The organism is Mucilaginibacter sp. P2_A4 (genome assembly GCF_056405015.1).
Map to the genome: position 1 here is coordinate 190611 of NZ_JBFUCX010000001.1, position 15970 is coordinate 206580.

At 41.5% G+C, this 15970-nt stretch carries 7 protein-coding genes; all 7 read left to right on the forward strand.

All coding sequences use genetic code 11. The features are described from left to right. Positions 1-502 precede the first annotated feature (502 nt). The 7 genes from AC1DYB_RS00675 (at position 503) to AC1DYB_RS00705 (ending at position 15945) form a co-directional block, all read left to right on the forward strand. The gene (locus tag AC1DYB_RS00675; RefSeq protein ID WP_477431556.1) at positions 503-3742 is read left to right on the forward strand and encodes a family 78 glycoside hydrolase catalytic domain; all 3240 of its coding nucleotides are present in this window, start codon (positions 503-505) and stop codon (positions 3740-3742) included. Between the two features lie 70 nt (positions 3743-3812). Further along, the gene (locus tag AC1DYB_RS00680) at positions 3813-5243 is read left to right on the forward strand and encodes an arabinose isomerase (protein ID WP_477431558.1); all 1431 of its coding nucleotides are present in this window, start codon (positions 3813-3815) and stop codon (positions 5241-5243) included. A 729-nt stretch (positions 5244-5972) separates the two neighbouring features. Continuing rightward, a complete protein-coding gene (locus AC1DYB_RS00685) occupies positions 5973-9092 on the forward strand; it encodes a SusC/RagA family TonB-linked outer membrane protein (RefSeq protein ID WP_477431560.1) in 3120 nt (1039 codons plus the stop codon). Positions 9093-9103: 11 nt separating this feature from the next. Further along, on the forward strand, positions 9104-10576 hold the full coding sequence (locus AC1DYB_RS00690; protein WP_477431562.1) for a RagB/SusD family nutrient uptake outer membrane protein: 1473 nt from the start codon (positions 9104-9106) through the stop codon (positions 10574-10576). A 363-nt stretch (positions 10577-10939) separates the two neighbouring features. Beyond that, entirely contained in the window at positions 10940-12439 is a 1500-nt protein-coding gene (locus tag AC1DYB_RS00695) for an alpha-L-fucosidase (protein ID WP_477431564.1), read from the forward strand. A 12-nt stretch (positions 12440-12451) separates the two neighbouring features. Further along, positions 12452-14923: a glycoside hydrolase family 95 protein gene (locus tag AC1DYB_RS00700; RefSeq protein WP_477431566.1), complete on the forward strand. Its 2472-nt coding sequence runs from the start codon at positions 12452-12454 to the stop codon at positions 14921-14923. Positions 14924-15006: 83 nt separating this feature from the next. After that, positions 15007-15945, forward strand: a complete 939-nt coding sequence (locus AC1DYB_RS00705; RefSeq protein WP_477431568.1) for a glycoside hydrolase family 43 protein — start codon at positions 15007-15009, stop codon at positions 15943-15945. Positions 15946-15970: the final 25 nt, after the last annotated feature.

A 15970-nucleotide genomic window follows, 5' to 3' on the forward strand; every position in this document is an offset into this window, starting at 1 on the left:
GCTGGGTTGGGCAATACAAATAAAAGGTTAAATAAGCTGAAAATAAAGCATCCCGATCTTTTTGTCAGAAAGTATAACCTATTTATCAAAAAGGATAATTCTGAACGCTCACTTCACGATAGATTTGATTTTGTAAAACCAGGTAGTTATCTATTGTTGAATATCAGGGAGTTATAAGCCAATTAAAGCCAATTTAAATTTATGGGAAAAATTTACCTCTTTAAACCGGGAATAAGTGTAATGCCGTATAGCCCGGCTGGCCAACAAAAAAGACCTTTATCCTAAATCACAATTAGTTCCAGATCATGAATGTATTGAATGATGATTTTCCTAAAAAAGGGTTGTTCCATTACCTAATTCCGAAGCTGCCCTTAATCCCCTATTTTTAATTTAAATATCAAATACATGGCAACTTATTGTTGCCATGTATCTTTATGATACAAACTGTTTTTTTATATTCATCAACAGATTTTAGTAAATGCAATTACCGGGGAAAAAAATAATGGTCTTATGTTTTCTTAATATAATAGGATTGGCGGCTTATGCTCAAATATTCCCGGTAAAGTTAGCTTGCGAGCTTCGTCATGATCCGCTGGGGATAGATGTTGGTAAACCCGGTTTAAGCTATATGCTGATCAATAGCCACATAAATGAACGGGGGACAAGGCAAACAGCCTATCAGATCATGGTATCTGGCACTCCGGAATTTAAGCAGGGCGCGGACCTCTGGAATTCGGGGAAAGTGATTAGCGACCGGATGGCGTATATCAGTTACGCAGGAAAATCTTTGACATCTAATCAAAAATGTTGGTGGAAAGTTCGGGTATGGGATCAGCAGGGTAAAATTTCTGCATGGAGTAAACCTGCCTGTTGGGCGATGGGCATATTAAATGCAGGTGATTGGCAAGCCAAATGGATAAGTGCCGATGGCGCGGATAAGTATGCGTTAAGTTCAGTTGGTTACAAATCTGCAAACGCCGAATCTGAAAGGTCGGAAAAATGGGTACAGATTGACCTTGGCCGGTCCCAGCCTTTTTCTGAGGTAGCGTTATACCCTTTGTTTTATGCAGATAGGGGAGGATATGCCTTTCCACGCAGGTTTAAATTGCAGGTATCGGATAAATCGTCATTTGAAAATGTAGTTACCATTGCCGATTATACCGCCAGCGATTTTAAAGCTGAAAGGTATGCCCCGGCGCGAATTTATAAGGGTAATACTACCGGCAGGTATGTAAGATTAGCTGTAAGTAAACTTGCGGCTGAAGGAGCAGGATACGCCTTTGCTTTAAGGCAAATAGAAATTATTTACAACGAAAAAAATATAGCGGCTGGCCAAAAAGTTGAAGCATCAGACAGCTATGAAAGTGAGGGTTTTAAAAAGAGCAATCTTACAGATAGGCCACAGGATTATAAAACCATACCCAATTACTCATCTGTGTTTTTAAGAAAAGAATTTAAAGTGAAAAAGCGCCTGGTAAGTGCGGTGATCTCCGTTAGTGGTTTATCGGCATATGAACTAACCATTAACGGTAAAAAAGCAAGTAATTACCTGTTTAGCCCCGGTTGGACGGATTATAGGAAAACAGTACTATATGATACTTTTGATATCACCGATAAAATAAAAAACGGTGATAATGCTCTTGGTATTATTTTAGGGAATGGCATGTACAATATTCAGCCGGATACCCTGAGGTATGTTAAGTTTTTAAATACTTTCGGGCCGGCAAAAGCTATCGCGCAACTCAGGTTGGTATATGACGATAAAACTGTAGAGACCGTTTGTACCGATAAAAGCTGGCATGTTTCATCCGGGCCTGTTACATATTCAAATTTTTATGGTGGCGAAGATTATAATGCCAGTCTTGAGCCCGACCGGTGGGATCAGGCAGGCTTTTCAACGGGAGATAAATGGGTTTCTGCTATAGAAACCGATGGTCCGGGGGGAAGCCTAAAAGGTTTATCATGCGCGGCACCGCCGGTTGTTGCAATAGACACCATTGCGCCGGCTAAAATAACCAGGATAAGTAATAAGCTTTACATATATGATTTTGGCCAAAATGCTTCGATGATGCCAGGGCTTAGGGTGAGCGGTCCTAAGGGCTCATCGGTAAGGATGATCCCATCTGAGCTTTTGGGCGCAAATGGACTTGCGGATAGGAGTTCGGCAACCCAGGATGGCGTTCGGCCTGCCTGGTGGCAATATACACTCAAAGGCGGGGGCAAAGAAAAATGGTTCCCGAAATTCTTTTACCAGGGGGCAAGGTATCTGCAGGTTGAGTTGTATCCTTCAGCTGATGGTGTATATCCTGAAGTTGAAGAATTAAATGATATAATTGTTCATTCTGCATCCCAGCCCATAGGGAAATTTGCCAGTTCAAACAAATTGTTCAACAACATTTACGGATTGGTACGCTGGGCTCAAAGGAGTAATATGATGAGTTTTATGACAGATTGCCCTCAACGCGAAAAAATGGGGTGGTTGGAAGAAAATCATTTAAACGGGCCTTCTTTGAGGTACAATTTTGACATGGCGCAGCTATTCAGGAAAACAATGAACGATATGGCTGATGCCCAGTTAGATAATGGATTGATACCCAATATAGCTCCCGAGTATTTTATCGCCGGGTCGCCCCAACTGACAAACGGGTTTCGCAATTCGCCGGAGTGGGGGAGTTCATTTATCATTGTGCCCTGGCAGCAATACCTGTTTTCGGGAGATATTTCATTGTTGGAACGCTATTATGACAGGATGAAGCGCTACATGGCTTTTTTATCAGGCGAAGCAAAAGACAACATCATTTATACCGGACTTGGAGATTGGTATGATATAGGTCCTAAAGAACCCTGGGGATCGCAGCTAACGCCTGTTTCATTTACAGGTACTGCAATTTACTATTACGATAACTGGATCATGAGTAAAATTGCGCGGGTATTAGGCAATCAAAAGGATGCTGAAAGCTTTGATCAGGCCAGTAAAGCGATACGGGCTTCTTTTAATAAAACGTTTTACAACAAGCAAAAGGGTTTATATGCAACCGGTTCGCAAACTACCAGCGCGATGCCTTTATTTTTCGATATAGCCGATACCGAAAACAGGCATCAACTTTTAACAGCGCTTGTAGATGATATCCGTAAAAACCACAATAGCTTTACTTCGGGTGAGGTTGGGTACCGGTTTTTGCTGCGTGCATTAGCCGATGAAGGCCGGTCGGATGTGGTTTATGATATGAATAATCAATCAGAACGTCCCGGATATGGTTATCAGCTAAAAATGGGCTCTACCAGCCTTACAGAAAAATGGGATGCCGGAGTTGGTAATTTCGGCTCCCAAAATCATTTTATGTCTGGCCAGATCAACGAATGGTTTTTCAATGACCTGGTAGGAATAAGTACGGATATACAAGGAGTTGGTTTTAGGCGGTTTATTATAAAACCCGAAATGTTAAGTAACCTGAGTTGGGTAAAAGGCTCTTATTCATCTGTTAGCGGGGACATTAAATGTGAATGGCAAAGAGCGGGCAAAAAACTGACGCTTAATATTACAGTACCTGTAAATACCACGGCAACAGTTTATTTGCCAACAATTAATAAGCGGGATGTTCAAGAGGGAGGTAAGCCAATCTCAAGTGTTAAAGGAGTTAAACTACTTGGCGCCAGCAATAACAGGTTAAAATACGAAGTTGCATCTGGCAGCTATCATTTTTCTTTTGTTAGTAATGAATCTCAAACAATTGGAAAATAGTAGAAACGTGCGCTACATATAGCGTAAAAGTGATTAATCAATTAAAAATAACAAGTATTAAAAATATTACATGCAGCAAAGCACATTAAAAATCGGATTATTTGGTATTGGCCTGGATGCTTACTGGGGGCAGTTTAATGAATTAAAAGAGCGCCTTGAAGGCTATTTATCTGTGGTGGAGAAAAAAATAGCCGATATACATCCATCGGTAGTTAATCTTGGATTGATAGATACTCCCGAAAAGGCGTTTGCCGCCGGTAGCGCCTTCCGCAGAGAGGATGTAGATATAATTTTTTTATACGTTACTACCTATGCGCTTTCATCTACAGTTTTACCGGTAGTACAACGGGCCAAAGTGCCGGTGATTATATTAAACCTATCTCCGGATGCTGCAATTGATTATGCAGCTTTTAACAGCATGAGTGATCGCACCCGTATGACTGGCGAGTGGCTGGCTTTCTGTTCTGCCTGCCCTGTACCGGAGCTTGCTAATGTATTTAAACGTACCGGCATCAAATTTCACCAGATCACAGGCATGTTGCATAACGATCCGGAATGTTGGGATGAAGTAACAGAATGGGTTGAAGCGGCCAGAGTTGCCAACATCATGGCTTTTAACCGCCTGGGATGTATGGGGCACTATTACAGTGGGATGCTTGATATATATACAGATCTTACGCAGCAATACGCCGCTTTTGGGGGGCACATAGAGTTGCTGGAGGTAGATGAGCTGGCTAGTTTGCGTAAAGGCATCTCATCCGAAGCAATTGAGGAAAGGGTACTGCTATTTAAAGATCAGTTTGATGTGCAGGAGGGATGTACCGCAGTGGAATTGCAACGTGCTGCCCGCACCTCGCTGGCACTTGATAAACTGGTAGAAAACCATAAGCTTGGTTCGCTGGCCTATTACTACAAAGGGACAGGGAACTTTGATAACGAGGATACCATCAGTTCGATCATTTTGGGTAACTCTCTCCTTACAGCCAGGGGAATCCCTGTGGCGGGTGAGTATGAAATAAAAAATGCGCAGGCCATGAAAATTATGGACAGTTTTGGAGCCGGCGGCTCGTTTACTGAATATTACGCAATGGATTTTAACGCAGACGTTGTATTAATGGGCCACGATGGCCCGGGCCATATAGCCATTGCAGAAGGGAAAACCAAAGTAAGGCCATTATTGGTTTACCATGGCAAGGTGGGGCAGGGCCTTTCGGTAGAAATGTCAGTGAAGAACGGGCCTGTAACGTTGCTTTCGGTAGTTGAACAAGCTGGCGGCAAACTGATGCTGCTGGTGGCAGAGGGGGAATCGGTTGCCGGGCCAATTTTAGAAATCGGCAATACAAACAGCCGTTATAAATTTCCTATCGGGGCCAGGAGGTTTGTTAACGATTGGAACAGCCACGGGCCTGCTCACCATTGTGCCGTAGGTATAGGTCACATTAGCTCCAAATTGCAAAAACTTGGTCAGTTGCTTGGGCTGGATGTGGTGAAGGTTTGTTAAATCAAAAACCGTTGTGTTGCACAACAGATGAAACAGTAGGATATTGCATCTATTTAATAATTAGTAAATTAATAATGTCATATTTTTCAAATTGCAACAGCCAACTAAAAAAAGCGATCAGTAAGCGCAATTTTGGGGTTTTAAACCACGGAGGGCGTCAGATATTACCGGTCCCTCTTCCTTCCTCAAGTTTGTGATTAAACACTCAGCTGTCCTTTTTATTTCTTTCAATCTCCAAAGGTTTTATATATGTCTGATGTTAATCAGGTGTAAAGCACAATGGATGATTCGCCTGAATTTTAAATTTAGCTTTCTGATTTTGTTTTGGGGGATTACCCGGTAATCAGGAAGCTAAACATCAGGTTCTTACTGTTTTTCAACATCGTTATTTATATCAAATTAGATAAGAGAAATGTCATTTTATATATCCTTTTAGATGTGATCTGCAATACTTTTGATAAAGATGATTATGGGGTTCCTTCCTCAAAATCGTCTCATAAACCAATTGTAATAGAATTCATTTTTAACCTGTCGCAGTATAGGTAACTCAATAATAATTGTTACTGTACTACGCTAACCCTTAGTAAGATAATTTGAAAAAAGAAAAGAAAAAAACATAAGCAGGATATTTTAGAAATACCCCGCTTAGTTAAATGATTTTATTGCCTGGTCGAATAGATAATACAATCATTTAGTCAATCAATTAAATAACTAACCTAATTCAAAATTATGACTTTTTTTACAAATTTACACTCCTTTTTAGGAGGTAGGCATCGCTTTTTCTGTTTTTCGATGCTGGTTTTGATTTTCGTAGGCGCCGCCTCCCCAATGGCGATAGCTACCGAAAAAAATAGCAAACCACTTTTTGAAGTATCTGGTAAGGTAACCGGCGAAAATGGCGAAGCCCTGGTTGGCGTAACAGTTACCGAAAAGGGTTCAACTAACGGTGTTGCTACCGATGTAAGCGGCAATTTTAAGCTTAAAGTGAGCAGCGGCAGTGCCGTTTTAATAGTACGATACATTGGATATGTAACAAAAGAAGTTGCCGTTAATAACACATCTGTATTAAATATTCAATTAACAGGAGGTTCCAAAAGCCTTAATGAAGTTGTGGTTGTGGCTTACGGATCGCAACGAAAAGGAGATATAACAGGTGCGGTAACGTCTATAAAGGCTACTGATGTACAAGACCAGCCGGTAACCCAGTTTACGCAAATGATACAGGGAAAAACGCCGGGCGTGCAGGTAAATCAAACAACAGGTGTACCGGGTCAGGGCATACAGATCCGAATTCGTGGCGCGGCATCTTTTGGCACCAATTCCCAGCCATTATATGTGGTTGATGGTGTTCCTTTGGTGAGCGATATTAATAACCTTAACCCGGAAGAAATAGAAACCTTTACCATATTAAAGGATGCATCTTCAACCGCCTTGTATGGTTCAAGGGCTTCAAATGGTGTGGTTATCATTACCACTAAACATGCTAAGGCAGGCCAAAACTCGTTGACTTTCAACGCTTTTTATGGTGTGCAGAGTGTTCCCCAAAAGGGGCGGCCAGATGTGATGAATGCACAGGAGTTTGCGCAATATGAGCAAGATGTGTTTACAGAAAAAATTCGTCTCGGGCAGGCTACAAGCATCCCCGTTGAATACCAAAATCCATCGCAATATGCAGGTAAAGGTACCGACTGGTATAATGTTTTATTGCGTAACGCGCCTATTCAAAGCTACAACCTGGCTTTAAACAGCGGCACCGAAAAATCAACCACTACCGCTACCCTTGGCATGCTGAACCAGGACGGCGTACTTATCGCATCAAATTATAAGAGATATTCTCTGCGTGTTAACTCCGAGTATAAGTTTAATAGTAAAATTACAGTTGGTTTAAACGTAGCGCCAACTTATGAAAAACAGGCTAACGGCAATAGCGATGGTAATATTTTTGGCGGCGGTATCATTCAAAACGCGATAACCAGCTCGCCATTATCACCTTATAAAAATGCCGATGGTTCTTTGCCTTTAACTTCACAGTCGCCTGGTCTTTTTGGTAACCCCAACTGGTACCGTGTAGCAACAGAAGCAAAGAATAACACGCAAAAGGGGCGTTTGTTATCCAACGCTTATGCTAACCTGGAAATTATAAAAGACCTGAATTTCAGGACCTCTTTAAATATCGATTATGTAAATGAGCAAAATAAAGTCTGGAATCCCTCTACATCCGGCGGATTGTTTGCCCCACCTCCAAACCAGGCCAATGCATCTTCAAGAAGCAACATTTATTATTCATGGCTTACCGAAAATACGCTGAATTATAAACATTCTTTCGGGGATCATAATTTTGATGTACTGGTAGGTTATACAGCTCAAAAATATCACCAGGATAATAGTTATATATCCGGCTATGGTTTTCCTAATGATAACATACCATCATTGGCAGCCGCCACGCTTTTTAATAATCCTCAAACGGATATCCAGGAATGGTCATTGGCTTCGTTTGTATCGCGTTTAAATTATAATTATAAAAACAGGTACCTGGTTTCTGCTTCATTCAGAAGGGATGGATCATCCCGTTTTGCGCCGAATACCAAATACGGAAATTTCCCGGCGGTATCAATTGGCTGGAATGTTTCTGAAGAGCCCTTCATGCAGAAGATCTCCTTCGTATCCGATCTTAAATTGAGAGCCGGTTATGGTGTTAATGGTAATTTTAATATCAGGAACTACGGTTTCATACCTAATACCCAAACAAGTAACTATACATTCAACGGAACTTTAACCCCAGGTACTTCTATTGCCAATATCGGTAATAATAATTTAAGCTGGGAAAAATCCAGGCAGCTGGATATTGGTGCGGACTTTAATTTGCTTAACGGACGCATAAGTATCAGTTACGATTATTTCCGTAAAATCACCTCTTCGCTGTTGTACCAGATTAACGTGCCGCAGGAATCAGGTTTTTCCAATATATCTGACAATGTTGCCAAATTGCAGTTTCATGGCCATGAATTTTCCATTACCAGCCAAAATTTAGTTGGCAATTTAAAATGGACAACTAATTTCAACATCAGTTTTGTTCGCAGCAAGATCCTGAATTTAGGCCCTTACGGCAGTTATTTGCCAAGAAATATAAATGGTTCAAATATCGAAATGATAGGCCAGCCATTAGGAATGTTTTATGGCTATAAATTTATTGGTGTTTATAAAAATCAGCAGGATTTTGATAGCTCGGCAAAATACCTTGGCAGCGATTCTCCGTCGCAGGTTGGAACGGTTAAATATGCCGATATCAATAAGGACGGTGTAATTGACCTTAAAGATCAAACCTTTATCGGTAATCCTAACCCGGATTTTACCTACGGTATGACAAATAACCTGTATTACAAAAAGTTCGATTTTGGTGTTACCGTATCTGGCGCTTATGGTGGCGATCTGCAAAACCGTACGTTAGAGTATACCCAGAATCTGGATGGTGTATTTAACGTAACCAAAGATGTTGCTAACCGCTGGAAATCGCCAACAGACCCTGGTGCCGGTGTGCATCCCCGCATTGTTGTAGGTACCGCTTTGGCAAGGTATACCAATTCAAGATGGGTAACCGATGGCAGTTACCTTACCGTTAAAAACGTAACGTTAGGCTACACTATCCCGCTTAATAAAAGCAATAATTATATTAAAAGTATAAGGGTTTACACCAGCGCCCAGCAACTGTTTGTATTTACAAAATACAAGGGTGCCAACCCGGAAGTAAGCGGACTTGAAGGCAGCAGCCCTTTGAATATCGGTATAGACAATACCTCATACCCGGTGCCGCGCACTATCAGTTTTGGTGTAAATGTTAATTTAAAATAAAAGATATAATCATGAGAGTCAGGATATTATTAACGGCGGCATTGGCATTAAGCTTATCTGCCTGCAAAAAAAGCTTCATTGAATTAGTGCCCCAAACGGTTGTAACCGAAGCAACTTACTTTAAAACAGCCAATGACTATACCCAGGCAGTTGTAGGATCATATGTGCCTTTGCGCAATATATACAGTGATGCCTATGTAATGGGCGAAATGCGATCAGACAATGCTACTTATTTTGCCAGCCCCGGTTTGCAGGGTGGCCAGTTTAGCGATAAGTGGAACATTTCGGGCTTTTTGGATATAACTATCAATATGAACGGCCTTAACAAATACGCAAATTGCTACGTTGGCATAGCCCGTACCAATGCTATTTTAGATCGTATTGATAATTCAACCATTGATGCTGCTGTAAAAGCCAATTTAAAAGGGCAGGCGCAATTTTTACGTGCCTATTATTATTTTGAGCTTGTGCAGTATTTTGGAGGGGTACCCCTCCATTTAAAAGAAGTTACCTCAGTAGCAGAAGCTTCTTTACCACGCTCAACTGCAGATGACGTATACAAACAGATCATTGCTGATGCCACCAGCGCCGCCGGTTTATTGCCGGCAAAGCAAACTACCATTGGTATGGTTACCAAAGGTTCGGCTAAAACATTGCTCGGCTACGTTTATATGACGTTAAAGCGATATCCTGAGGCCGAAACCGCCTTGACAGATGTTACCGCTTTGGGTTATAGCCTGGTGCCCAATTACGCAAATATTTTTGCCAGCCGCAATACAGCCGAATCTATTTTTGAAGTGCAATATTTAGAGGGACCGCAAGGACAGCAAAGCAATTTCGCATTTCAGTTTGCGCCTAATATTTCAAACATAAAAAATATTTTAGGCCCGTCTGGAGATAATAAAACAACCGGAGGTTGGAACAAGCCAACCCCGGATTTGATTGCCGCTTATGAAGCAGGAGATACCCGTAAAGCAGCATCTATTGCTTTTAGCTATGTAGATGGCGACGGCAATACAGTTAATGATACCTATTGCAAAAAATACACTCACGGGCCCTATGCAAACTTTAACAATACCGGCGACGACTGGATAGTTTACCGTTATGCAGATGTTTTACTATTGCTGGCCGAGTGTTTAAACGAAGAAGGTAAATCAGGCCAGGCCATTCCTTATCTTAACCAGGTAAGGGCAAGGGCAGGGCTGGGCATAACTACAGCTGTAGCCCAAGCAGATTTGCGTACCGCCATAGCAAAAGAGCGCCGTGTTGAGCTGGCTTTTGAAAATCACCGCTGGCTTGATTTGGTACGTACCGGACAGGCTATAAATGTAATGACAGCTTTTGGAACTAAGATTAAGCAGCAGCAGCCTTACCTTCCTACGGCAGCATATACAAACATTACACAAACCCGGTTAATATTTCCGCTACCCCAAACAGAGATAGATATAAATCCCAAGCTTAAACAAAATCCTCGGTACTCATAATTGGTTTACAATGGTTAATAGTTGGTTGGAGTATAGCTTTAGGGCTGTACTCCTTTTTTAACATGCATTAGCCCTATCCGGGTAACTACCAATTGTTTTCCAGTAAGTAATTCGTCCTTATTGATCATTATGAACAAGCCAGCTAAATTTTAGGGTTTGTAAGTACAATGCAGTTAGTAAATGAAATCAGTTTAAGAATAAAGCAATGCGGGCTTTATTAAAGACAATTAATATCAAAAAAGAATACTGTATACAACGCAAGGGTGTAAAGGATGGAAATAAAAAAAGTTCATTTACCTTCATAAAGCAACCATTACTAACCAAATTGAAAATAAATTATAACTATTTTACGCATCTACCAATATGTACAAGACAATACTAAGGTCATTGGCATTTATTTGCTTTTTCATTTGTTGTATTACACGTTCAAATGCCCAGGAACGCTTTCAGCCCGATTGGAACTCATTAAAGAGATACCAGACGCCAGAATGGTTCAGAGACGCCAAGTTTGGTATATTTATTCATTGGGGCGTATACTCCGTTCCCGCATATAAATACGAATGGTATCCGAGGCATATGTACCGTGAGGGGAGTGATGAATATAAACATCAGGTAGCTACTTATGGCCCGGAAAACAAATTCGGTTACAAGGATTTTATACCAATGTTTAAGGCCGAAAAATTTAATGCCGATGCCTGGGTAGCTTTATTTAAAAAAGCTGGTGCCAAATATGTAGTGCCGGTTGCCGAGCATCATGATGGTTTTGCCATGTATAAAACGGCTTTATCTAAATGGAACGCGGCAGAAATGGGACCGAAACGGGATATTATAGGTGAATTGGCAGCCGCAATACGTAAAAATGGACTGATTTTCGGCCTTTCATCTCACAGGATAGAACATTGGTGGTTTATGGGAGAAGGGACAAAGTTTAATTCGGATGTGAGAGATCCCGATTTTGCAGATTTTTACGGCCCTGCAAAAGTGTATGATCCGTTTAGTAAAAGCCCCGATAATGTAAGGCCAATAATGAGCACCGAGTTTATGAACGACTGGTTAATGCGCAATATTGAATTGACCGATAAGTACAAACCACAATTGTTTTGGTTTGATTGGTGGATAGAACAACCGGAACTTGAGCCTTATCGTAAATCATTTGCATCGTATTATTATAATAAGGGGATTGAATGGAATAAGGGCGTTGTACTAAATTATAAAAATGACGTAGCCTTCCCGGAGGGCACAGCTGTATTTGACATGGAGCGCGGAAAGCTGGATGGGATACACAAACTGCCCTGGCAAACAGACGACGCTATCGGAAACACCTCATGGGGATACGCGAACGGAAATACCTTTAAAACGGCTCAATATGTAATAACCAACCTTATAGATATTGTAAGTAAAAATGGCAACCTTTTATTAAATATTGGTCCCCGTCCTGATGGCAGTATTACCGACGAAGAAACGCAGGTGTTACTTGGCACAGGCAAATGGCTTAAAGTAAACGGCGAGGCTATTTATTGCACTCGTCCGTGGAAAATTTATGGGGAGGGGCCAACCAGGTCGGCCAGCGGCCAGTTTGTAGATCAAAAAATACCTTTTAGTTCAAAAGATATTCGGTTTACAATAAAGGGTGATAAACTTTATGCCATAACACTTGGCTTACCTGCACCAGGCGAAACGGTGTCTATCACTTCGCTGGGATCCGATGCCGGAAATGGAACCGTAGCGGGAGTTGAGCTTCTGGGTAGTAAAGTTAAAGTTAAATGGAAACAGAATAAGAATGCGCTGATAATCAATAATAGCGCGGTTTACCCCACGCAAAATGCGGCTGCATTCAAAATAATATTTAAAGGGCTTAAATAAAATTCAACTTATATGAAATATCTGATAACCAGGCGCACGCTTACTTTAGTCTGTTTTATTGCCGTTCAATTAATAACTTTTGATTGCTTTGCTCAGGGTAATAAATTATGGTACAAAAAACCGGCGAAATTGTGGACGGAGGCTTTGCCTTTAGGAAACGGGCGCTTAGGGGCTATGGTATTCGGGAATCCCGGTGATGAACTTATCCAGCTGAACGAGGCCACGTTGTGGTCTGGTGGGCCTGCTAAACAAAACCCGAACCCCGGGGCTTTCAGTTACCTGGAAAAGATAAGATCTGCACTCTTTAAGGGAGATTATAACCTGGCACATGATCTCGACAAAAAAATGCAGGGGGTATATTCTGAAAGCTTTTTACCGCTGGCAGATCTGCACATCAAACAAAATGTAAATACATCTAAAGCAAATGCTTATTACAGGGACTTAAATATTGACGATGCCGTAGCCACCACAGTGTACACCATTAACGGTGTAAAGTATAAACGGGAGATTTTTGCATCAGCGCCCGACCAGGTTATTGTAGTTAGAATAACAGCTAGCGTTCCTAAACAGTTAAACTTAAAGATTACGGCTTCAAGCCAGCTTCGTTTTAAAAAGGAGTTGACAGAAAATAACTTATTAATACTTAAGGGAAAAGCACCTTCCCACGTTGAACCAAGTTATGTCGATTACAAACAGGACCCTATCGTTTATGATGATAACAATCCTTGTAAAGGAATGCGTTATGAATTGTTAACAAAAGCCGTAAGTGATGATGGGAAAATAACAGCCGATACAAGCGGAATTACAATTAAAGGAGCATCGGCAGTTACACTTTTCCTCTCGGCCGCAACCAGTTTTAACGGCTATGATAAATGCCCTGATAACGACGAGCACGCTATCGCGTTAAGTTACCTCCATAAAGCCGCTGCAAAGTCTTATCAAAAGTTACTGGCTGCTCATCTTGCAGACTATCACCGTTTTTTCAATCGTGTTTCATTAACATTGAATAATAATGAGGGCAGCAGGGCTGATCTTCCTACCGATGAAAGGCTTGCCGCTTACACAAAAACGGGGAAAGACCCTGGAATTGAAGCTTTGTACTTTAAATATGGCCGTTATTTATTAATCAGTAGTTCCAGAACAGCTGGCGTTCCCGCAAATCTCCAGGGAATCTGGAACAAAGAATTGCGCGCGCCCTGGAGTTCAAATTATACCAGTAATATCAATGTTCAAATGAATTATTGGATGGCGGAAGATTGTAACCTGACGGAAATGCACATGCCTTTGTTTGATCTTATAAAGGCATTATCGGTAACGGGTACCTCTGTTGCAAAAGATTTTTATCATGCAGGCGGATGGGTTACACATCATAATACCGATATATGGGCGTTGGCTAACCCGGTTGGCGATTTTGGGCACGGTGATCCAAAATGGGCTAATTGGCCTATGGGGGGCGACTGGCTTACCCGTCATTTATGGGAGCATTATTTATATACAGGTGACAAGCAGTTTTTAAAAAATACGGCATATCCGATTATGAAAAATGCAGCCAGGTTCACATTTGACTGGCTGATCCCGGATAGCAGCGGTCACCTCGTCACTGCTCCGTCCATGTCACCCGAAAACGATTTTATTTATGGCAAAGGCAAAGTTGCAGATGTTTCCATTTCAACCACCATGGATATGGGCATTATAAGAGACTTGTTTGATAATTTAATAGCGGCCAGTAAGGTGCTTGATGTTGACAAGGCTTTCAGGGATACCTTAACGCTTAAAAAAGCAAAGCTTATACCTTATCAAATTGGCAGCAAGGGTCAGTTACAGGAATGGTTTAAAGATTTTGAATCACCTGATCCGCATCACCGGCATGTGTCTCATCTATATTCCGTTTACCCGGCAAATGAAATATCGGTATCAAAAACACCCGATCTTGCTGCAGCGGCAAAAAGGTCATTGGAACTCAGGGGGGATGAAAGTACCGGGTGGAGTTTGGCCTGGAAAGTGAATTTATGGGCACGCTTGCTTGATGGTAACCACGCCTATAAATTATATAAGGACCTTTTAAGGCTTACCGGCGAAAGTGGTTATAATTATAACGAAGGCGGCGGTTTATACCCCAATATGTTTGATGCGCATCCGCCGTTTCAGATAGATGGAAACTTTGGTGGAACATCGGGAGTTGTCGAAATGCTGTTACAAAGTCAGGATGGCTCAGTTAGTTTGTTACCGGCCATACCGGATGCCTGGAAAGCAGGCAGGGTAAAAGGCTTAGTTGCCAGGGGCGGATATGTGGTAGATATTAATTGGCAAAACAACCAGGTAAGCAGTGCCTCGGTTTATTCCAGAAACGGGGGAGAATGCCGCGTATATTCCAAAACCCCTTTAACGTTAAAAAACGCCGCTATTAAGCCAAAAAAAGTTGTTGGTGGTTTCGAACTTGTTTTTGCAACTGTCGGCGGTAAATCCTACCAACTAATCAAATGATCCTATCACAATTTAAAATGATCCGAAATAAAAAGAGCATTACTGTAATCTTATCAGTTATTTTAAGTTTAAATTCCCTAACCATGATATTTAAAAGAATCGTTTTTGTTGTTTTGATGTTGCTCTCCGCATTTGTTCATGCCCAGGTTCATCAAAAAAAAGAGGTTTATTTGTTTGCCTATTTTAAAAATAACGGCGAGGATGGACTACACCTGGCCTATAGCGATGATGGATTTAAATGGTCGGCTTTAAAAAATGACAGCTCATTTTTAACGCCAATGGTATCCAATGATAAGTTGATGCGCGATCCCTGCATCATCCGCGGTGCCGATGGCTTATTCCATATGGTTTGGACGGATAGCTGGAAAGATAAAGGCATCGGCTATGCCAGCTCAGCAGACCTGGTACATTGGTCAGGGCAGCAACAATTACCAGTTATGGAACAACAGCCAGGTGCACGTAACTGCTGGGCTCCAGAAATTACTTATGATGCAGTCACCGGGCTATATATGATCTATTGGGCTACTTCTGTTGATGGTTTGTTCCCGGTAACGGATAGCCTTGCCGAGAGTAAGTATAACCATCGTATTTATTACATCACCACTAAGGATTTTAAAACCTATACTTCGGCAAAAATGCTGTTCGATCCGGGTTTTAGCAGTATTGATGCAACCATTGTGCCCGATGGAAAGAGATTTGTAATGGTGTTTAAAGATGAAACCCTGCATCCTGTGCAAAAAAATATCAAAATAGCTTATGCTAAAAACTTAACCGGCCCTTACTCAAAACCCCAGGGCCCTATAACCGGTAAATATTGGGCCGAAGGACCAACTACCTTACGAATTGACAATAAGTGGATTGTTTATTTTGACAAATACACCGAACATAAATATGGAGCCATCACTTCAACTGACCTGAAAAAATGGACAGATATTTCTGATCAGATCGATCTCCCTAAAGGCATCAGGCACGGTACTATTATCAAAATAACACCGGCTGAGCTGGAAAAACTGAAACAATAGTATTTATACAGCGTACCACCCGTGG